This window comes from Brevundimonas sp. (assembly GCF_027484365.1).
Taxonomy (GTDB): domain Bacteria; phylum Pseudomonadota; class Alphaproteobacteria; order Caulobacterales; family Caulobacteraceae; genus Brevundimonas.
This window is the reverse complement of the sequence record NZ_JAIXTC010000024.1, coordinates 1-19,277: the sequence shown is the minus strand read 5'-3', so window position 1 is coordinate 19,277 and position 19,277 is coordinate 1. Positions and strand designations below refer to the sequence as shown.

The 19,277-nt window shown below is 66.7% G+C and carries 24 protein-coding genes; 10 read left to right on the top strand and 14 right to left on the bottom strand.

What is annotated here, in order from left to right; translation table 11 throughout:
* Positions 1-29: 29 nt before the first annotated feature.
* Complete coding sequence (locus Q0044_RS12955) at positions 30-1,070, bottom strand: enoyl-CoA hydratase/isomerase family protein (protein WP_298162806.1); 1,041 nt, start codon at positions 1,068-1,070, stop codon at positions 30-32.
* Complete coding sequence (locus Q0044_RS12950; RefSeq protein ID WP_298162804.1) at positions 1,067-2,206, bottom strand: isobutyryl-CoA dehydrogenase; 1,140 nt, start codon at positions 2,204-2,206, stop codon at positions 1,067-1,069. The genes Q0044_RS12955 and Q0044_RS12950 overlap by 4 nt, the downstream gene beginning before the upstream one ends.
* Before the next feature lie 80 nt (positions 2,207-2,286).
* Here Q0044_RS12950 and hemB point away from each other — a divergent pair, with 80 nt between their 5' ends.
* From hemB to Q0044_RS12930, 4 genes are read left to right on the top strand one after another with little or no spacing between them, the layout of a single operon-like run.
* On the top strand, positions 2,287-3,291 hold the full coding sequence (gene hemB / locus Q0044_RS12945) for a porphobilinogen synthase (RefSeq protein WP_298162802.1): 1,005 nt from the start codon (positions 2,287-2,289) through the stop codon (positions 3,289-3,291).
* Complete coding sequence (locus Q0044_RS12940) at positions 3,288-3,674, top strand: hypothetical protein (protein WP_298162801.1); 387 nt, start codon at positions 3,288-3,290, stop codon at positions 3,672-3,674. The genes hemB and Q0044_RS12940 overlap by 4 nt, the downstream gene beginning before the upstream one ends.
* Before the next feature lie 45 nt (positions 3,675-3,719).
* Positions 3,720-4,328, top strand: a complete 609-nt coding sequence (locus Q0044_RS12935; protein ID WP_298162800.1) for a peptidylprolyl isomerase — start codon at positions 3,720-3,722, stop codon at positions 4,326-4,328.
* Positions 4,329-4,336: 8 nt separating this feature from the next.
* The gene (locus Q0044_RS12930) at positions 4,337-5,275 is read left to right on the top strand and encodes a CAP domain-containing protein (RefSeq protein WP_298162799.1); all 939 of its coding nucleotides are present in this window, start codon (positions 4,337-4,339) and stop codon (positions 5,273-5,275) included.
* On the opposite strand, the gene Q0044_RS12925 is transcribed toward Q0044_RS12930, so the two are convergent.
* On the bottom strand, positions 5,272-6,222 hold the full coding sequence (locus Q0044_RS12925) for an alpha/beta hydrolase family protein (RefSeq protein ID WP_298162795.1): 951 nt from the start codon (positions 6,220-6,222) through the stop codon (positions 5,272-5,274). The genes Q0044_RS12930 and Q0044_RS12925 overlap by 4 nt on opposite strands.
* Positions 6,223-6,368: 146 nt before the next feature.
* Here Q0044_RS12925 and Q0044_RS12920 point away from each other — a divergent pair, with 146 nt between their 5' ends.
* A complete protein-coding gene (locus tag Q0044_RS12920; protein ID WP_298162794.1) occupies positions 6,369-7,142 on the top strand; it encodes a LytTR family DNA-binding domain-containing protein in 774 nt (257 codons plus the stop codon).
* 51 nt (positions 7,143-7,193) lie between these two features.
* Here Q0044_RS12920 and Q0044_RS12915 read toward each other — a convergent pair whose 3' ends face one another.
* The 5 genes from Q0044_RS12915 to Q0044_RS12895 form a co-directional block, all read right to left on the bottom strand.
* Complete coding sequence (locus tag Q0044_RS12915; RefSeq protein WP_298162792.1) at positions 7,194-7,799, bottom strand: hypothetical protein; 606 nt, start codon at positions 7,797-7,799, stop codon at positions 7,194-7,196.
* Positions 7,796-8,872: an alpha/beta fold hydrolase gene (locus Q0044_RS12910; protein WP_298162790.1), complete on the bottom strand. Its 1,077-nt coding sequence runs from the start codon at positions 8,870-8,872 to the stop codon at positions 7,796-7,798. The genes Q0044_RS12915 and Q0044_RS12910 overlap by 4 nt, the downstream gene beginning before the upstream one ends.
* Before the next feature lie 297 nt (positions 8,873-9,169).
* Positions 9,170-10,024, bottom strand: a complete 855-nt coding sequence (locus tag Q0044_RS12905) for an NAD(P)-dependent oxidoreductase (protein ID WP_298162788.1) — start codon at positions 10,022-10,024, stop codon at positions 9,170-9,172.
* The gene (locus Q0044_RS12900) at positions 10,021-10,530 is read right to left on the bottom strand and encodes a flavin reductase family protein (RefSeq protein ID WP_298162787.1); all 510 of its coding nucleotides are present in this window, start codon (positions 10,528-10,530) and stop codon (positions 10,021-10,023) included. Before Q0044_RS12900 ends, Q0044_RS12905 begins: the two co-directional genes overlap by 4 nt.
* A 41-nt stretch (positions 10,531-10,571) precedes the next feature.
* Positions 10,572-11,390 (bottom strand): NAD(P)H-hydrate dehydratase, encoded by an 819-nt coding sequence (locus Q0044_RS12895; protein WP_298162786.1) that lies wholly within the window; start codon positions 11,388-11,390, stop codon positions 10,572-10,574.
* A gap of 118 nt (positions 11,391-11,508) precedes the next feature.
* Here Q0044_RS12895 and Q0044_RS12890 point away from each other — a divergent pair, with 118 nt between their 5' ends.
* The 3 genes from Q0044_RS12890 to Q0044_RS12880 all read left to right on the top strand — a co-directional run bounded on the left by Q0044_RS12890 (position 11,509) and on the right by Q0044_RS12880 (position 13,756).
* Positions 11,509-11,847, top strand: coding sequence for a P-II family nitrogen regulator (locus Q0044_RS12890; RefSeq protein ID WP_271086072.1), 339 nt, complete (start codon positions 11,509-11,511; stop codon positions 11,845-11,847).
* Between the two features lie 55 nt (positions 11,848-11,902).
* Complete coding sequence (glnA, locus tag Q0044_RS12885; RefSeq protein WP_298162785.1) at positions 11,903-13,312, top strand: type I glutamate--ammonia ligase; 1,410 nt, start codon at positions 11,903-11,905, stop codon at positions 13,310-13,312.
* A gap of 108 nt (positions 13,313-13,420) precedes the next feature.
* Positions 13,421-13,756 (top strand): immunity 53 family protein, encoded by a 336-nt coding sequence (locus Q0044_RS12880; protein WP_366941124.1) that lies wholly within the window; start codon positions 13,421-13,423, stop codon positions 13,754-13,756.
* A gap of 44 nt (positions 13,757-13,800) precedes the next feature.
* Here Q0044_RS12880 and tatC read toward each other — a convergent pair whose 3' ends face one another.
* The 3 genes from tatC to Q0044_RS12865 are packed head-to-tail and all read right to left on the bottom strand — an operon-like array spanning position 13,801 to position 15,475.
* Positions 13,801-14,682 carry a twin-arginine translocase subunit TatC gene (tatC, locus tag Q0044_RS12875; RefSeq protein WP_298162783.1) on the bottom strand — a complete coding sequence of 294 codons (882 nt, stop codon included), beginning with the start codon at positions 14,680-14,682 and terminating at the stop codon, positions 13,801-13,803.
* Complete coding sequence (gene tatB / locus Q0044_RS12870; RefSeq protein ID WP_298162782.1) at positions 14,679-15,230, bottom strand: Sec-independent protein translocase protein TatB; 552 nt, start codon at positions 15,228-15,230, stop codon at positions 14,679-14,681. The genes tatC and tatB overlap by 4 nt, the downstream gene beginning before the upstream one ends.
* 26 nt (positions 15,231-15,256) lie before the next feature.
* Positions 15,257-15,475, bottom strand: coding sequence for a twin-arginine translocase TatA/TatE family subunit (locus Q0044_RS12865; protein WP_298162781.1), 219 nt, complete (start codon positions 15,473-15,475; stop codon positions 15,257-15,259).
* Between the two features lie 103 nt (positions 15,476-15,578).
* Here Q0044_RS12865 and rnhA point away from each other — a divergent pair, with 103 nt between their 5' ends.
* Complete coding sequence (gene rnhA, locus Q0044_RS12860; protein ID WP_298162779.1) at positions 15,579-16,025, top strand: ribonuclease HI; 447 nt, start codon at positions 15,579-15,581, stop codon at positions 16,023-16,025.
* Between the two features lie 63 nt (positions 16,026-16,088).
* A complete protein-coding gene (locus tag Q0044_RS12855; protein ID WP_298162778.1) occupies positions 16,089-16,688 on the top strand; it encodes a hypothetical protein in 600 nt (199 codons plus the stop codon).
* A 4-nt stretch (positions 16,689-16,692) separates the two neighbouring features.
* On the opposite strand, the gene Q0044_RS12850 is transcribed toward Q0044_RS12855, so the two are convergent.
* The 3 genes from Q0044_RS12850 to Q0044_RS12840 all read right to left on the bottom strand — a co-directional run bounded on the left by Q0044_RS12850 (position 16,693) and on the right by Q0044_RS12840 (position 18,853).
* A complete protein-coding gene (locus Q0044_RS12850) occupies positions 16,693-17,154 on the bottom strand; it encodes an NfeD family protein (RefSeq protein WP_298162777.1) in 462 nt (153 codons plus the stop codon).
* Between the two features lie 14 nt (positions 17,155-17,168).
* A complete protein-coding gene (locus tag Q0044_RS12845; RefSeq protein ID WP_298162776.1) occupies positions 17,169-18,149 on the bottom strand; it encodes an SPFH domain-containing protein in 981 nt (326 codons plus the stop codon).
* Between the two features lie 125 nt (positions 18,150-18,274).
* Complete coding sequence (locus tag Q0044_RS12840) at positions 18,275-18,853, bottom strand: hypothetical protein (protein ID WP_298162775.1); 579 nt, start codon at positions 18,851-18,853, stop codon at positions 18,275-18,277.
* Between the last annotated feature and the right edge of the window lie 424 nt (positions 18,854-19,277).

Sequence of the window (19,277 nt, the reverse complement as noted above, 5' to 3'; positions counted from 1 at the left end):
CGCACGAAAGCGTCACAGGATGCAGGCCATCAGTCCAGCGGTGCCCATTCCTCGTCGGCGGGCAGGGGCGCGAACAGGGCGTCGAGGTGGGCCTCGGTCACCCCCTCCAGCGTCGCCGGCGACCATTTCGGCGCATTGTCCTTGTCGACGATGACCGCGCGCACCCCCTCCTGGAAGTCGTGGGTCCGCACCACACGCCCGCCCAGCCGGTACTCCATCGCCATCACCTCGGCAAAATCGGTCATCGCCCGGCCCGCCTTCAGCTGGCGCAAGGTGACCTTCAGCGACTGCGGCGACTTGGTCTTCAGCGTCGCCAGCTGCGCCAGGGCCCAGTCAGACCCGTCGGCCTCGAGCGCGGCGAAGATGGCCTCCACCGTGTCGAAGGCGAACAACCGGTCGACGGCGTCGCGATACGGCGCCAGCGGCGCGGGCCCGGCCTCCGTCGCGTGACCCGCAACCGCGTCAGCCCCTTGGGCCAACAGCTCCGCCTTCAGTGCTTCCACGCCCTCGGACGCCACGAAATGGGTATGGATCCCCAGGGCCACCGTATCCGCCGCCTTCAGCCGCGCCCCGGTCAACGCCAGCCAGGTCCCGGTCTCGCCCGGCAGCCTCGGCAGGAACCAGCCCCCGCCGACGTCCGGGAACAGGCCGATCCCCGTCTCCGGCATGGCGTAGGTCGTCCGCTCGGTCGCGATCCGCACGTCGGCCGGCTCGGAAATTCCGACCCCGCCGCCCATGACGATCCCGTCCACGATCACCGTGATCGGCTTGGGGTATTCGAACATCAGATGGTTCAGTCGATACTCCGCATGGAAGAAGGCCCTGGCCTCCACCGCATCGGTCGCCCCGCTCTCCGCGATCATCCGGATGTCACCCCCGGCGCAGAACCCGCGCTCGCCCGCATGGTCGATCAGCACCGAGGTCACCTGACCGTCATCCCGCCACGCCAGCAGCGCCGCCGTCATGATCTCGCACATGCCCAGGTTCAGCGCATGCAGCGCCTTGGGCCGGTTCAGGGTGATGCGCCCGACCGATCCCTCGATCCGGGTCAGAACTTCCGCTTCGCTCATTGCCGCATCATTTCGCGCGCGGTGATCACCCGCATGATCTCGTTCGTGCCTTCCAGGATGCGGTGCACCCGCAGGTCCCGCACGATCCGCTCCAGCGGATAGTCCTTCAGATAGCCGTAGCCGCCGTGAAGCTGCAGGGCCTCGTCGGCGATCTCGAAACAGGCGTCGGTGGCCATCCGCTTGGCCATGGCGCACCATTTGGTCTTCTCGGGATGGTTGGTGTCCAGCGCCCAGGCCCCGCGCAGCACCATCAGCCGCGCGGCCTCCAGCGCGGTCGCCATATCGGCCAGTTTGAACTGGGTGTTCTGGAACTCGGCCAGGGCCTTGCCGAACTGCTTGCGTGTCGCGACGTAGGCCTGGGCCGTCTCCAGCGCCAGCCGCGCCCCGCCCAGCGAACAGGCCGCGATGTTCAGCCGTCCGCCGTCCAGCCCCATCATCGCATAGCGGAAGCCGTCGCCCTCCTGGCCCAGCAGGTTGGTCGCCGACACGCGACAGTCGTCGAACTGGACGATGGCCGTGGGCTGGGAGTTCCAGCCCATCTTCTTCTCCTGCGCCCCGAAGCTGAGCCCCGGCGTCCCTTTCTCGACCACGAAGGCGCTGATCCCCTTCGGCCCCGGCTCGCCCGTCCGCGCCATCACGACATAGAGATCGGATGTCCCCGCACCGGAGATGAAGGCCTTGGAGCCGTTCAACACATAGTCGTCGCCGTCCCGCGTCGCGCTCGTTCGCATGCCGGCCGCATCCGACCCCGAGCCAGGCTCGGTCAGGCAGTAACTCGCGATCAGCTCCATCGTCGCCAGACGCGGTCCATAGCGCGCCCGCAGATCCTCCGACCCGAACCGGTCGATCATCCAGGTCGCCATATTGTGGATCGAGATAAAGGCCGCCGTCGACACGTCGCCCCGCGCCAGCTCCTCGAAGATCACCGCCGCCTCGACCCGTCCGAGCGCCATCCCGCCGTGGTCTTCCGAGGCATAGATCGCCGCGAACCCGGTCTCCGCCGCCCGGCGCATCACATCGACCGGGAAATGTTTGGTCTCGTCCCACTCGGCCGAATGGGGTGCCAGCTCCGCATCGGCGAAGGCGCGCGCCGCGTCCTGAATGGCGCGCTGGTCCTCGGTGAGGGCGAAATCCATGGTGTCTCCCGAACGATCGTTTTCTTTGGGCTTCTATCCGCATCCTTCTCGCAATGGGAGAAGGAAGGTAAGCAGCGCCCATGACCCTCCCCTTCCTGCCCGCCGCCTTCCCCATGGCCCGTCCCCGCCGCCTGCGCAGCCAGCCCTGGGTGCGCCGCCTCGTGGCCGAGACGACCCTGACGCCGTCCGACCTGATCTGGCCCCTGATCGTCCACGACGGCGCCGAGGACCGCGTCCCGGTGCCCTCCATGCCCGGCGTCTTCCGCCTGTCGCCCAAAGCCGCAGCGGCGGCGGCGATAGAGGCCCGCGACCTCGGCATCCCGATGGTCGCCCTCTTCCCCAATGTCGACGCGGCGACCAAGGACGCGATCGGCAGCGGCGCGACCGATCCCGACGGCCTGATCCCCGACTGTATCAAGGCCATCAAGGACGCCGCGCCCGAGATCGGCGTCATGTGCGACGTGGCGCTCGACTGCTACACCGACCACGGCCACGACGGCGTCGTCGAGGACGGCCGGATCGTCAACGACGCTTCGCTGGAGCGTCTCGCCGAACAGGCCTTCATCCAGGCCCACGCCGGCGCCGACGTCGTCGCGCCTTCGGATATGATGGATGGCCGGGTCCAGGCCATCCGTGAGGCGCTGGAAGCCAACGGCTTCCACGACACCCTGATCCTGTCCTACGCGGCCAAGTTCGCCTCGGCCTTCTACGGTCCCTACCGCGACGCTGTGGGCTCGGCGAAGATGCTGATCGGCGACAAGAAGACCTATCAGATGGACTACGCCAACTCTGACGAGGCCCTGAAAGAGGTCGCCATGGACATCTCGGAAGGCGCCGACATGGTCATGGTCAAGCCGGGCATGCCCTATCTGGACATCGTCCGGCGCGTCTCCGAGACCTTCAGGATCCCGACCTTCGCCTACCAGGTCTCGGGCGAGTATTCGATGATGCAGGCCTCCATCGCCAACGGCTGGCTCGACCAGGACCGCGCCATCCTCGAGACCCTGCATGGGTTCAAGCGCGCAGGCTGCGCCGGGGTCCTCAGCTATTTCGCGCCCCAGGCGGCGAGACTTCTGGGCGGATGAAATTCAAGGCGCTGACAAGCATTGTCCACAACGCGGCGGACTCACTCGCCAGCGGAATGGGCTTCATGATCGGCGTCTACGGGATCGACATCTTTGGCGAAGCCGGTCGTTCGACCGAAGGAACCATAACCGTCGATTTTTTGACCGGGCGGGTTGTCGCAGGGGTCGCTTCGGCTTCACTGGTCGAAGCCGTCCAGCTCTATCGAACAGCCTTTGACGAGCTATGCGTCAAGCACGGCGTTGAGCCTTGGTCATTCAAGGCGGCAACGGCGAAGTTTGGGACCGATCGGCAACTTGGTCAGTGGTTTGAGACCTTCGTCGAAGACCGGGATGGACGCACGTCGACCGACAGGTATTTCGGGCTCGAGAGCCGCCGTCTGTAGCTTGGCGCGTCGACTTCTGCGCATGGCCCTTCTAGTCTCAAAGACATGCTGAGACGCGCCCTTCTCTTGTCCGCCCTCGCCGCCAGTCTGGCCACGCCCACCCTGGCGCAGGACGCCGCCGCGCCGGCGCCCGCCCTGCCCCGCGTGCAGATGGAGACCTCGGCCGGCCGCATCGTCATCGAGGTCGAGACGGCAAAGGCCCCGATCACGGCCGCCAACTTCCTGAAGTATGTCGACGAGCGCCGTTTCGACGGCGCCACCTTCTATCGCGCCATGCAGTCCGGCCCCGGCACGGGCCTGGTCCAGGGCGGGGTGAACAACGACCCCGAGCGGGTCCTGCCGCCCATCGCCCACGAGCCGACGACGCAGACGGGTCTCAGCCATCTCGACGGCGCGGTCTCAATGGCCCGCTATGCGCCGGGCACCGCCACGGGCGACTTCTTCGTCTCGGTGGGACCGACCCTCTCCTATGACGCCGGTCGCTCGTTCTCGGTCGATCCCGACGGGTTCGCGGTCTTCGGCCGCGTGGTCCAGGGCATGGAGGTCGTCCGCGCCATCCTCGCGGCGCCCACCTCCCCGACCGAGGGCGAAGGCTTCATGCGCGGCCAGATGCTGGAGCCGAGGATCGTGATCCTCCAGGCCTGGCGGGAATAGACCTTCTGATGCGCCTCTTCGTCGCCCTGCCGCTGGCGACCGCCTGTCTGGCCGCCCCCGCCGTCGCCCAGGATCGCAACCCTGACTTCGCCGCCCGCGCCGCCGCCCTCTATGCCGAGGCACCCGATATCGACCAGTGCCGCCCGGGTCGTCTGCGGCCCGAGGTGATCTCGACCCTGACCGCCAGGGTCAATGCGGTCCGGGCCCTGCACGGTCTCGCCCCGGTGACCTACGACCCGGCGACCGAGGACACCGCCACGGCCGCCGCCCTGGTCTTCGCCGCCAACGGCAGTCTGTCGCACTATCCGGGCAGCTGGTGGCGCTGCTTTACCGAGGACGCCGCCACGGGCGCGCGGCTGAGCAACATCTTCGGCGGCCTTGCGTCAGAGCGGCTGATCTTCGTCTCGATGGACGAGATGGTCACGGGCTGGATGACCGACGTCCGCCACATGAATCCGGGCAGCATCGGACACCGGCGCTGGCTGCTGGATCCCTTCCTCGCCACGATCAGCTTTGGCCGCGTCGCCGGCCTCCTGCCCGACGGCCGGCGCACGGACGGCGCCGCGCTGCGGATCATCGGCAGCAACCGCGTGGTGCCCGAGCCCGTTGAGGGCGGCTTCATCGCCTATCCGTTCGGCGACTATCCGTCCCAATTCTGGGACCCCCGTGCCCTGCTCTCTTTCAGCGTGCTCGTCGATCTCCGCGACAAGACGGCGAGCGAACAGGTCGACTACTCCGACGCCGAGGTCCTGGTGCGCCAGAGAGGCGGCGCCACGGTGGAGGTCGGCCGCGTGTCTTTCGACAACAACGCCTACGGCCTGCCGAACAGTTTGCAGTTCGCCGCCGGGAGCCTCCAGCCGGGTGTCACCTACGACGTCTCGATCCGCAACGTCAGCGTTCAGGGCCAGTCGAGGGACTTCTCCTATGCGTTCCGGATCACGCCCTAGGGCTCACCGAGAGCCTCACGGAAGAACCGCACCACCTCCACGTTGAACGCGACCTTGAACGCCGCGCGGTCGAAGCCGGGCGCCGACGTGCACAGCTCGGGCATCGCCGCCCTCATCTCCGGCGCGCAGGGGGTCAGGAAGTCGTAGTGGCCCGCGTTCTCGACGCGGTGATAGTCGACGGTCCCGCCCAGCCGGTCGCGCACGGGTTCGGCATTCCAGGGCGACGGCAGGATCTGGTCGTCGGCGGCTTGCCACAGCTGCACAGGGACGGTGACGCTGGCCAGACTCGCGTCGGTGAACGACAGGCCGAGCGCCGGCGCGGCGATGACCGCCGCCTTGACGCGCGCATCGTGGGTCTCGGGTCGCCAGTTCGCCAGATCGAGCCCGCCAAACATCGCAATCAGCCGGCAGGCGAACACCTGGGGTTCGGCGGCGCAATGCGCCTGGATCGCACCGGCGTCCGAAACCCCGCCGATGATCGAGGTCACCGTGAAGCCCCCCGCCGAGAAGCCGAACGCACCGATCCGCGCGTCGTCGATCTCCACCGGCCCGGTCCATGTCCCTGTCATATAGTCGATCAGGGCGCTCAGTTGCGGTGCCCGTCCGGTCAGCCGAAGCCCCCGGCTCGGGTCGCGGAAGTTATCTCCGGGATGGGTCAGGGCCGCGACGACGAAGCCGGCCCGGGTCAGGGCCTCGGCCGTGTCGGAATGCCCGCGGTACCAGCCGCTGTTGCCATGCGAGATGACCACGAGCGGTCGGAGCGTGCCATCGCCCGCGCCGTCCGGCAGCCAGACGCCGCCCTCGATCGTCTCGCCGCCCGGGCCTGAGAACTGGATGATCTCGTCAGGCGCATCGGACTGGGCGCTCGCCGCATCGGGCAGCGCTCCGATCAGGATGAAGGCGAACAGGGCACACAGAAGGCGCGGGAGGGACGCTGGGGTTTGCATTTGGGTCTCCGGGTTGGATGTCCCCTCCTGCCCGCCGCCCGGTCGCCGCCGCCAGCCCGCCTTCGCGAACGGGCGAACGGGTTCGCGGGACGGCGAACGGTTCCGCTCGCAGTCAGCGTCGGTATAGTCGCGCCATGAACGAGGGAATGACCCGGTCGATGGACACGCCGCGCGCCTGGGCGATCGACCTTGTCGCCTGGGCCTTGGTCGGGGCGATCCTCGGCGCGGTCGGGCCTTTCGGGAGTTTCTTCAACGACGGCCTGCCGGTGCGCGTCGCCTACTGGACGACCCTCTGCCTGGTCAGCGGCGTGGTCATCAGCGCATCGGTGCGGTGGATCTGGCCGATCGCCCGACGGCGACGCGTCTCCGCATGGGTCTGGGTTCCGGTCACAGCTGTGGTCATAACGGCCCCGCTCGGTCTGTTTGCCCGTGTCTTCGCCATGGGCTTCTGGCCGGGCATCCGGGAGCGTGTCGGCCTGATGGAGTGGCTGGGACAGACCCTGTTGATCGAACTGGTCTGCCTCACGGCCTATGTCGCAACCCATGCCCGGGTGGCGCAGGGTCGACCTCGCGAGCCTTCGGCCTCACCCAAGGGCGAGGCGCGAATCCTCGATCGGCTCCCTTCCCGGCTCGGGAGAGACCTCCTCTGCCTGCAGATGGAGGACCACTATGTCCGTCTCCATACGCCCAGGGGGTCGGTGCTCGTCCTGACGCCCCTGCGCACCGCCATCACCCAGGTCGGCGGCATCGACGGCATGCAGGTCCATCGCTCCTGGTGGGTCGCCCGCGAGGCGGTGCAGGGCGTCGTCCAGGACGGGAGAAACCTGCGCCTGAAGCTGGTCTCAGGCCTGGAGGCTCCGGTCGCCCGCTCCAAGGTCGCCGAACTCAGGGCCGCCGGCTGGCCGGTCGGCGAAGCCTGACCGCGACCAGGACAGTGACCGCGCCTCCCTTTCCGACCGGAGGCGAAGGCGTCATGCGCGGCCGGATGCCGGAGCCGGGGAACGTGATCCTGCCGGCGTGGCGGGAGACGCCGTGAGCGCCGCCGCGCTGCGTTCGATGCGCGCCATCTGCAACAGAGCCAGGAACGACCGGGCGCGCCAGTCGGCGATGAACCGGACTGCCAGGGCCGCGGCCAGACCCGCGATCGTACCGCCCCAGACCGGGGCAAGGTCCGGCTCCTTCACCAGCGAGAGCAGCTGTCCGGGCATCAACTGGGCCCAGATCGCCCCGATGGTGAAGGGCACGGTCACATAGGACAGAACCAGGGTGCGGAAGAAATGCTCCTGCCGCCGGCTGTTCACCTCCGCCAGCGCGATCAGTCCGTCGAGGTCGCCGTCTCCCACCGACTCCAGCCGCTGCGCCACCCGAAGGCTCGACGACATGGATCGAAGACCGCGAATCACGTCGAACCAGAAATAGGAGTTCTCCCGGCGAAAGGCACTGCGGGGGTTCATGGCGCTGAGGACCGACCGCCACAGCGGATACAGCGCCATCAGCTCTCGCCACAGGCCCCACAGAGGCCGGTCGGCCAGGGGATCGGCCGGTTTCGAACGGCCCTTCTCGGGGGCGGCGCTCACGGCGCGGACCTCGCCATCAGGGCGACCAGATCGTCCTTCCAGAACCGCGCCCAGGTGTGGGTCCCGTGTCCCTTCCCGTCCGGACTGATCGAGATCAGCCGATAGACGCCGTTGGCGATGCGCGGCGCGAACTGTTCCGACAGGCCCAGTTCCGGAGGATTGATGAAATCGTCCGCCGAATTGATCCAGGTCACCGGGGCGGTGATCCGCTCCAGCCCCGCCGACGGATCATAGTCCCGGGACGCATTGACCGCGTACCACAGGTCGTTGGCGTCCAGCGCCGGAAGCCGCCGCCCGATCTGATCGACCAGCCAGGCGTCTGTCGCATCCCGCGTCGGCAGTTGCGCCTGCATCGGCACGGTCGCCGATCCGGCCAGCAGCAGCATGTCCACAGCGGTCCTCAGGCCGAGCACCGGCTGTTCGACATAGTCCCCGCCGGCCCAGGCCGGATCGGCCCGGATCGCGTCCTGCAGCATCGCCCGCCACAACCGGTTTCGCCCCGCGATCGCGGTAGGCTGGCAGGCCATGGGCATCAGGGCGTCGGCGAAGTCCGGATGGGTCGTGCCCCAGACGAAGGCGTGCATACAGCCCATCGAGGTGCCGAAGATGAGCCGCAGCCGATCGACGCCCAGGCCGTCGACGAGCATCCGCCGCTGGGCCTCGACCATCTCGGTATAGCCGTACTCCGGGAACCGGGCCCGCAGGCCGTCGCTCGGTTTCGACGAGGCCCCGTGACCCAGATTGTCCGGCATGATGACGTAGTAGCGCGTCACATCCAGAGGCTGGCCCGGACCGAACAGTTCGCCTGCGAACTGGGGAGACAGGAAGGTCGCCCCCGTCCCGCCCGTTCCATGCAGCAGCAGGACCGCATTGGTCACCCGGCCGGTCGCGTCGCGCCGGGGCTCACCGAGCGTCCGGTAGTGCATGCGGGCGTTCGTCAGGGCGGATCCGCGCGCCATCGGCAGGTCGCCGATCGCGACGTCGCCCTCGACCGGCGTCAAGGTCTGGGGAGTCCGGGCGTGCGCCTGACCACAGCAGACAAGGAGAAACAGCAGCATCGCCGCGATACGCATGGCCGTCTTCACTCCCCACCGCCCCGGATGCGCATTTCGACGCCGATCAGGACGCTGAAATCACGGGGCATTTGTGACTCTGGAGACGCTATCACAGGCGCCCCTCGCGGCCATGCTATGATGAACTCCGGTCTTTGACATCCCGCCGACGGACGGCTCGACACCATTCGGACGCCTTGCACCCGGGGTGCAAAACCATCACGCGCAGTTATCGCTTCAAAATCCGGGCCTTACGCGCTTCTTCTCAGGGAAATGGACTCTGTGCACTCAGATTTTCTGAGTCCAGGCCAGGCCGGATCAGGACTTGAGCCGCGCCTTCAGGCTCGACGTATCCCAGCGGTTTCCGCCCATGGCCTGAACCTCGGCATAGAACTGGTCGACCAGGGCCGTCAGCGACAGACGCGCCCCGTTGGCCCGGGCCTCGTCCAGCACCAGCCCCAGGTCCTTGCGCATCCAGTCGACGGCGAAGCCAAACTCGAACTCGCCCCTTGCCGCTGTCTTCCAGCGGTTGTCCATCTGCCAGGACTGGGCCGCGCCCTTGGACACGGCGTCATAGGCGGCGTCGGTGTCCAGCCCCGCGACCTGGGCGAAATGGACCGCCTCGGCCAGGCCCTGGACCACGCCGGCGATGGCGATCTGGTTGACCATCTTTGTCAGCTGGCCGGAGCCCGAGGGCCCCATGTGCTGGATCGCCTTGGAATAGGCCATGACCGCCGGCCGCACGGTCTCCAGAGCCCCGGCGTCGCCACCCGCCATGACGCTGAGCTGGCCGTTCTCGGCCCCGGCCTGGCCGCCGGAGACCGGGGCGTCGATGAAGGCGACGCCCTGCGCGGCGCACAGCGCCGACATCTCGCGCGCCACCCTGGCGGAGGTCGTCGTATGATCCACGATCACGGCGCCCGCCTTGAGGGCCGGCAGGGCCTCGCCGACCACCTGACGCACGTCGTCGTCGTTGCCGACGCAGAGGACGAACAGGTCCGCCCCCTCGGCCGCCTCGGCCACGGACGCCGCGAACCGCCCGCCCTCGACCTCGGCCCAGGCGCGCGCCTTGTCCGGCGACCGGTTATAGCCCGCGACCTCGCTCCCGGCCTTGACCAGATGACGCGCCATAGGCCCGCCCATGACGCCCAGTCCGGCGAAACCGATCCTCATGCCTGCGCCCCCCCGGCCACGCCATAACGACCGCGGAAATACGTCAGGGCGGCGGCGTCGGAGGATTCGAAGCCCGCGACCTCGCCGATGATCATCATATGGTCGCCCATCTGCACCCGGTCGTGGGTCTTGCAGTCGAACCGTGCGGCCGCCGCGCCCAGCCTCGGCGGCGCATCGCCGACCCGCTGGAACTCGTGCGGCTCCATCAGGCCGATGCCCCTGGCGAAGCGCCGCGCCAGGGCCTCCGACTGGGCATCAAGCACATGGATCGAGAAGCGCTCGGCCTCGCAGAAGGCGGTCCAGCGCTCCGACCGCTCGTCCAGGCACCAGAGCACCAGTCGTGGCGTCAGCGAGACGGACGTGAACGAGTTGATCGTGATCCCCAGCGGCCCGAGGGCGCTGTCGGCCGTCACGACGCAGACCCCGGTCGCGAAGGCGCCAAGGGCCCTGCGATAGGCGGTCACGTCGCCGGCGGCGACCTCAGCGGGAAGGGATTCAAGGCTCACCCCCCGGACCTAGGCGACAGGGCGCGGCGAGGCAACCGGCGTCATCGGAGATCACGAAGCACAGCGGCAATGAGTCCCGGCAGATCTTCTGCAGTCAGACCGGGCCCGAACCGTCCGCCTGCGTCCGCGTGCATCCACACCGCCGCCGAGGCGGCGTCGAAGGCATCCATCTTCTGGGCGATCAACCCGCCGATCAGGCCGGCCAGGACGTCGCCGCTGCCGGCCGTCGCCAGCCAGGGCGAGCCGTTCCGGTTGATCCTCAATCGGCCGTCTGGTGCGGCGATGAGGGTCTCGCGACCCTTCAGCACCACCAGGGCTCCGATCAGCCGTGCGGCCTCGACGGCCGCCGCCTCCCGCCCTCCGGCCAGCAGGCCCGGGAACAGCCGTTCGAACTCGCCCTCATGCGGCGTGATCACATCCCGACCGTCCAGTACTCCGAAGAGCTCGCCCGCCCTGCCCTTGAACAGCGTCAGCGCATCCGCATCAACGACCAGGGACGCACCGGTCCCGGCGAGCGCCTTCAGGTTCGCGGCCGTCGCCTCGGTCAGTCCCGCCGCCGGCCCGATCACGACGCAATCCAGCGATGCGGCCAGCGCCGCCAGTGCTTCGGGGCTCTCGAAGTCGGAGACCATCACCGCCTCCACAGCGCCGGCGATCACGGGTCCGGCGTCCGGCGGGCACAGGATTCGCACCAGCCCGGCCCCGACCCTCAGACCCGCCCGCGCCGCCAGACGCGCCGCCCCGGTGTTGAGCATCCCGCCCGACACGACGCCCAGCCGTCCGCGCTGATGCTTGTGCGCATCGGGGCCGGGCCACGGCAGGCGGTCGCGCCACAGGGTCGGCTCGCTGGTTTCGCTCATGCTTCTTTCAACGCGCTTCCGTGACGAAAATGCAAATCGCCCCTTGCCTTATGCTGCGATGCGATGTCCCTTTGGTTCCCGAGCGTCTGGCCCACCTGATGCCGCCTCGGGGTCGCCCATGAAGAAGATCGAAGCCGTCATCAAGCCGTTCAAGCTCGACGACGTTAAGGAAGCGCTCCAGGACATCGGAGTGCAGGGCATGACTGTGCTGGAGGCCAAGGGGTACGGCCGTCAGAAGGGTCACTCCGAACTCTACCGCGGCGCCGAGTACGTCATCGACTTCCTGCCCAAGATCAAGATCGAGGTGGTGGTCGCCGACGACCTCTACCCGGCCGTGGTCGAGGCCATCCAGACCGCCGCTCGCACCGGAAAGATCGGTGACGGCAAGATCTTCGTCTCCGACGTGATCGACGTCATCCGCATCCGCACCGGCGAAACCGGAGCCCAGGCCGTCTGAGCCGAACTCCGCAATAAACTTCCTCCCCAGAAGAAACGAAGAAGGATCATCGACTATGAGCGCCGCCAAGAAAATCCTGCAGGAGATCAAGGACAAGGACGTGAAATACGTCGACGTCCGCTTCACCGACACCAAGGGTCGCCTGCAGCACGTCACCTTCGACATCGACCTCGTCGACGAGGAGTTCCTCGAAGAGGGCACGATGTTCGACGGGTCGTCCATCGCCGGCTGGAAGGCGATCAACGAAAGCGACATGCTGCTGAAGCCTGACCTGGCCAACGCCTATATCGACCCCTTCTACCAGCAGACGACCCTGTTCCTGTTCTGCGACGTCATGAACCCGGACACGGGCGAACCCTACAACCGCGACAGCCGCTCGATGGCCAAGAAGGCCCTGAGCTACGTCCAGTCCTCGGGCGTGGGCGACGTGGTCTATTTCGGCCCGGAAGCCGAGTTCTTCATCTTCGACGACGTGCGCTGGAACACCGCCCCGCACAACACCGGCTACAGCTATGACTCGATCGAGCTGCCGGCCAACACGGGTTCGGAATACACCGAGGGCAATATGGGCCACCGCCCTGGACCCAAGGGCGGCTACTTCCCCGTCAATCCGGTCGATTCGGGCCAGGACCTGCGCGGCGAGATGCTGGGCGTCATGCGCGATCTGGGCCTCAACCCCGAGAAGCACCACCACGAGGTCGCCCCCGCCCAGCACGAGCTGGGCCTGAAGTTCTCCGACCTGCTGACCATGGCCGACCGGCTTCAGCTCTATAAGTACGTGATCCACAACGTGGCCGCGGCCTACGGCAAGTCGGCCACCTTCATGGCCAAGCCCATGTTCGCCGACAACGGCTCGGGCATGCACGTCCACATGTCGATCTGGAAGGACGGCAAGCCCCAGTTCGCCGGCGACAAGTACGCCGGCCTGTCGCAGCAGTGTCTGTGGTACATCGGCGGCATCATCAAGCACGCCAAGGCCATCAACGCCTTCGCCAACTCGACCACCAACTCCTACAAGCGTCTGGTGCCCGGCTATGAAGCCCCGGTGAAACTGGCCTATTCGGCCCGCAACCGTTCGGCCTCGATCCGTATCCCGCACACGACCTCGCCCAAGGCCAAGCGCCTGGAAGCCCGCTTCCCCGATCCGATGGGCAACCCCTATCTGACCTTCGTGGCCCTGCTCATGGCCGGCCTCGACGGGATCGAGAACCAGATCGATCCGGGCGGTCCCGCCGACAAGAACCTCTACGACCTGCCGCCGGAAGAGCGCGGCTCGATCCCCGAGGTCTGCGGCAGCCTGAAGGAAGCGCTCGAGAATCTCGACAAGGACCGCGCCTTCCTCAAGAAGGGCGGCGTCATGGATGACGACTTCATCGACAGCTACATCGAGCTGAAGATGGAAGAGGTCATGCGCCTGGCCCTCCATCCGCACCCGGTCGAATTCGACATGTACTACAGCTGCTGATCGATCCGATCGGCGGATAAAAAGAGCCCCGGACGGTCCGCCGTCCGGGGCTTTTTGGTTCAATGTTGGGGACTGGTGCGGACTGGTTCTGACTTCTTCTAGTGGACGATGCTTTTCATATCAGCCCAGTCCGATAGGCTCTGCCTTATGGACGTTCTGGACTGGCTGGCACTTTGGTATGAAGCTCAGTGCGATGGCGACTGGGAGCATGACTTCGGCCCATCCATCGGGACAATCGACAATCCCGGGTGGTCGATCAAGATCGAACTTGCAGGAACGGATTGCGACGGAAGGACCCTCGACCGGGTCTGGCAAGATCGCGAACACGAGACGGACTGGTGGACGTGTTGGACGGAGAACAACACGTTTCATGGCGCAGGCGGTCCCCTGACACTCCGTTCGCTCCTGGAGACTTTCAGGGCTTGGACCACCAATGCCCAATAAGAACTGAAGCCAAAGTCACAGACGGCCTAGCGGCAGCCGCCCGGCTAGGCCGGCGCCAGCCCCTCCGCGTCCTCGTCCGTCTTGCGGCGCAGCTCGATCAGCCGCACGCACCAGATCGAGATCTCGTAGAGGATGCACAGGGGCACGGCGAGCATCAGCTGGCTGATGGGGTCCGGCGGCGTGACGATGGCGGCCAGAACCACGACGCCGACGATGGCGTAGCGGCGGCCCTCGCTCATGAACTTCGAGGTGATCAGCCCGGCCAGACCCAGCAGGGTCATCACGACCGGCAGCTGGAAGCAGAGGCCGAAGGCCAGCACCAGGGCGGTCACCAGGTTCAGATACTCCGACACCTTGGGCAGCAGGGCGACGGCCACCGTCTCCGAGCTGATCTGCTGGCTCAGGGAGAACCACATGACGAACGGCAGCATCACGAAATAGACCAGCGCCGCCCCGAGCAGGAACAACAGCGGCGAGGCCACGAGGAAGGGCAAGAAGGCCCCCTTCTCGTTCCGGTACAGGCCCGGCGCGACGAACCGGTACAGCTGAAAGGCCAGCACCGGGAAGGCCAGGAAGACGGCCCCGAAACCGGCCAGCTTCATCTTGGTGAACAGGATTTCCAGCGGGGCCGTATAGATCAGCTGCGCCGCCTCATTGGTCGTGTGCGGCATCGGATGGATGCCCGCTGTGACCAGGATCAGGTCGACCGGCGAGACGCTGTGCCCGACCATATTGGCATGCAGGGCGCTGGCGGCCGCGAACGGCTTGACCAGAAACACATAGATCGGCCCGGCGAAGAAGAAGCAGAGGATGAAGGCCAGGCCGAAGGCCACGACACAGGTCACAAGCCGCCCCCGCAGCTCGACCAGGTGATCCATCAACGGCGCACGCGACGCCTCGATCTCGGCTTCGTCGCGGTCGGTCATAGATCAAGCTTGGAATTGCGCAGCGCGCGCGGCTTTACAGCCTTCGGCGCGGCGGGCCTGGCGGCCGGCTTCGTGCGCGGCGTCTTCTCTGGAGCGGCCGCGGCCTTGGCCGTGGTTGCGCGGGGCTTGCGGGCCTTGGCCGGGGCTTCAGGCACGACCGGAGGCGATGTCGCCGGCTCCGGGAACTCCGGCTGGTCCAGCATCACCGCGCGCGGCGGCGGCTCGACATAGGCGGGCGCTTCCAGCTCGGCCTTGATGTCCTTGAAGGCGGCGTTGGCCTCGTCGCCGAGACGAACCATCCCCTGCCCCACCGATCCCTGACCATCCCGCAGGGCCTGGACCTCCTTGCGCAGCTCGTCGAGCTCGGACTGACGCGCCATTTCGTCGAAGCTGGCGCGGAACTCGTTGGCCATGCCGCGCGCCCTGGCGACCATCTTGCCGAGCTGGCGCAGCATTCCAGGCAGCCGCTCGGGTCCGACGACCACGAGCGCCACAATGCCGATCACGAGATATTCGAGGCCCCCGATCCCGGGGCCGAGGCCGCCCATGCGTCAGGCTCTCATCCGCTCCGGGACTAGCGCTTCAGCTCTTCCTTTTCCGCGTCGGTGCGCGGCAGGCTCGAGACGCCGTCGGACGGGCCGTCCTTCTTGTCTTCGTCCTTCAGACCCTCCTTGAAGGCCTTGATGCCCTTGGCGGCGTCGCCCATCAGGCCCGAAATCTTGCCCTTGCCGCCGAACAGCAGGGCGACGACGACGATGACGATGGCCCAATGCCAGATGCTGAAGCTGCCCACGGAACGGTCTCCTCGAACGGGCCGAATGCGGCCCGCGTCAAACATACGGCTCCTATAGTCCAGCGGATGGCGACGCGCCAAGGGAAGCTGTAAGTCCGCGCGAATGAGTCACGTCACAATCCACACCGACGGCGCCTGCAAGGGCAATCCTGGCCCTGGCGGCTGGGGCGCGATCCTGCAGGCGGCCGGCAAGACCAAGGAACTGTGCGGCGGCGAACTTCTCACGACCAACAACCGCATGGAACTGACCGCCGCCATCATGGCGCTCGAGGCCCTGACCCGGCCCTGCACGATCGACCTGCATACCGACAGCAAATATGTGATGGACGGAATCACGGGCTGGATCCACGGCTGGAAGGCCCGTGGCTGGAAGACGGCGGACAAGAAGCCGGTCAAGAACGACGACCTCTGGAAGCGGCTCGACATCGCCCGGGCCCGTCATGAGGTGAAATGGCACTGGGTCAAGGGCCACGCCGGACACGCGCTGAACGAACGTGCGGACCAGCTCGCCAACCTCGGCATCGAGCGGATGCGCGCCGCCTCGGCCTGACGGGTTCCGACGAACGCAGGTCGGCACCTTGCCGCATCGCCCGGGATGGGCTCAGGTTCAAGTATGACCGATCTGACCCCGATTCCCCCCGAAACCGATCCGATCGACAATGGAACTCCGGGCAAGACCCAGCGGGTCTCCGTCGAGGGCACGATCGCGTCGGTCTCGGCCATCTCTGCGATGATCGTCGCCGCGGCCTCGATGTTCACCGCCGTCCAGGCGCTGGACGTGTCGCGCACGGCGGCGCGGCAGAAGATCTTTGAAACCCAGCTGGCGACCTGCCTGCAGTTCAGCGAACTGACCGCCCGCGCCTCGTCCGACAGCGAGAAGGCCGCGGCCCTGTACGAGGGACCGATCGACGACGACGTCCGCGCCGAGATCACCGCCCGCCTGGAGGCCGGCGACGCCGTCTCGACGTCGATCTACCAGCAGTATCTGCAGATGACGATGGTCTTCCCCGACGAGATCAGCGACGCCGCCTACGCCGCCAGCGAGAAGCGGGTGGCGCTTTACAACAAGCAGGTCGAGGTGCTGGACGCCGGGGTCATCACCGCCCAGGACATCGCGGCGCTTCAGCGGCTCGCGGGCGAGGAAACGGATCAGCTCAACGCCGCTTCGAGCGCCTGTCGCGACGAGGTTGGCGCAGTCGCCGGTATCGGCTGACCGCTCAGGCCTCGCGCCGCACCTTCAGAGACGGGCCTTCCAGACGGTCCACCACGACGCTGCCGCCCACGGGCGGAGCGTCGCCGTCGATCAGGGCGACCCATTCGGCTCCGGAGACGAACACCCGTCCCCTGCCCTCGACAAAGGCCTGAACGACCCGCGCCCGCTGTCCGACGAGGCGGAGATCACGGTCATTGATGTCCGGATGGTCGGCGGGATTCACCTTCTGGATCAGCCGTCGCGACAGGGCGGTCGCCAGGACGGTCAGGGCCGCGAACAGCCCGACCTCGACGGCCAGGCCCATGCGCAGACCCAGCGCCGTCAGAACGGCGACCACGCCGGCGGCGACCGCAGGCCACAACAGCCATTCGGTCGCCAGGGCCGCCTCGACGGCCAGCAGCAGCACGCCCACAGCCAGCCAGATCCAGAACGGTTGTGAGGCATAGATGTCCAGAACCGCGTTCATAGGTCAGTCCTCCGTCACTCGGTCGGCGGTACGGCGCCGCCGCCCCGGGCCGACCGGGTCGGCGCGGCCGGCGCCGGGCGCGCCGTCTGTTGCTGGTTGCGCGCCAGGCCGACCAGTTCGCCAATGCCTGCGATGGTCCCCACCAGGCCGCTCATCTCGGCCGGCACGATGACGGTCTTGGCGGTCGGGTTGCGGGCCAGTTCGGCGAAGGCCTCGACATATTTCTGGGCGACGAAATAGTTGATCGCATTGACGTCGCCGCGCGCGATCGCTTCCGACACCATGGCGGTGGCCTTGGCCTCGGCCTCGGCGGCCCGCTCGCGCGCCTCGGCGTCGCGGAAGGCGGCCTCCTTGCGACCCTCGGACTCGAGGATCGCCGCCTGTTTCGCGCCCTCGGCGCGGGCGATGGCGGCCTGTTTCTCGCCTTCTGCCTCGGTGATGACAGCCCGGCGTTCCCGCTCGGCCTTCATCTGGCGAGCCATGGCGTTGGTGATGTCGACCGGCGGGGTCAGGTCCTTGATCTCGATCCGGTTGACCTTGACGCCCCACGGCTCGGTGGCGGCGTCGATGACGGTCAGCAGACGCGAGTTGATGTTATCCCGCTGGAACAGGACCTCATCCAGATCCATCGAGCCCACCACGGTGCGCAGATTGGTCGAGCACAGCTGGGTGATCGCATAGGGCAGGTTCTCGACCCGGTAGGCGGCGCTGGGCGCATCCATGACCTGGATGAAGACAATGGCGTCGACCTTTACCATGGCGTTGTCCTTGGTGATGACCTCCTGCTGGGGCACGTCCAGGACCTGCTCCATCATGTTCATCCGCCGGCCGATCCGCTCCACGAACGGGATCAGGATGCTGATGCCGGGCTTCAGGGTCTTGGTGTATTTGCCGAACCGCTCGACCGTCAGTTCCCGCCCCTGGGGCACGATCTTGACGATGCTGAACACGAAGATGACTGCGAAAACCAGCAGCACCACAGCGAAATAGGTCATTCAGGATCCTCCTGACCTGAGGTTACCCCGAGCCGCGCCGACACGCCACGGAATCCGGGCGGCGCAAACGAAAACGGCGGCCCCCGTCCGGGAGCCGCCGCGTCGCAAAAAGGTGGGTCGGAAGATTACTCTTCTTCTTCCTCGTCCTCTTCCTCTTCTTCCTCGTCGTCGTAATCTTCGTCTTCTTCTTCTTCGTCGTCGTCGTAATCTTCGTCTTCTTCGTCTTCCTCGTCTTCTTCGTATTCCTCGTCTTCCTCGTCTTCTTCTTCGTCTTCTTCGTCTTCTTCGTCTTCTTCGTCTTCTTCGTCTTCTTCGTCTTCTTCTTCGTCTTCTTCGTCTTCTTCGTCTTCGTCGCCTTCAGGATCCGGCTCGTCGGCGTCGTCGTCTTCGAACTCGAGCGTGTCGGCCTCACAGAGGTCGATGTTCCACAGGGTCTCGCTGTCGCCGTCGTCGTAGGTGGCCCTCACGTCGTATTCGCATTCCTCAAGCTCGGGAATGTTGACGGTGATGGTCGCGCCCGGACCGGCAGTGCCTTCCAGCACATCGTCTCCCCAGCTGGGGTCGTTCGAGCCGCTGGTCTGGAGCGTGATCAGCTCGTGCTCGCTGTCGTTGACCAGTTGGAAAGAAGCGGATTCCTGGGCCGAGGCCGCTGTCGCGAACAGGATGGCGACAGCGGAGGCCGCCATGAACAGTTTGGTCTTCATCTGTGTAGTCCCCCTACGCCGGCGGGATGCCGGCCGAAGTTGAAAGAGAGCGACCGAGGACGGGTTCGTCCGGAGCCGTCGCCCGAATGTGTCGGCTTTGCAGCCGCCAGGGTTAAGTGACAGGACCTGACACCCGTGCGGCCGGGTCCTGTTTTTCCTCGACTGTCAGCCTGGCGCAATCCCGAATCCTCGAAGGGCTCAGGCCGTAGCCGCATGATCACGCTCGCTACGGCGGGGGCGGACGACGCAAACGAAAACGGCGGCTCCCTTCCGGGAGCCGCCGCGCCGAAAAAAGTGGGTTCGGAAGATTACTCTTCTTCTTCCTCGTCTTCGTCTTCTTCGTCTTCTTCGTCTTCTTCGTCTTCTTCGTCTTCTTCGTCTTCTTCGTCTTCTTCGTCTTCTTCGTCTTCTTCGTCTTCTTCGT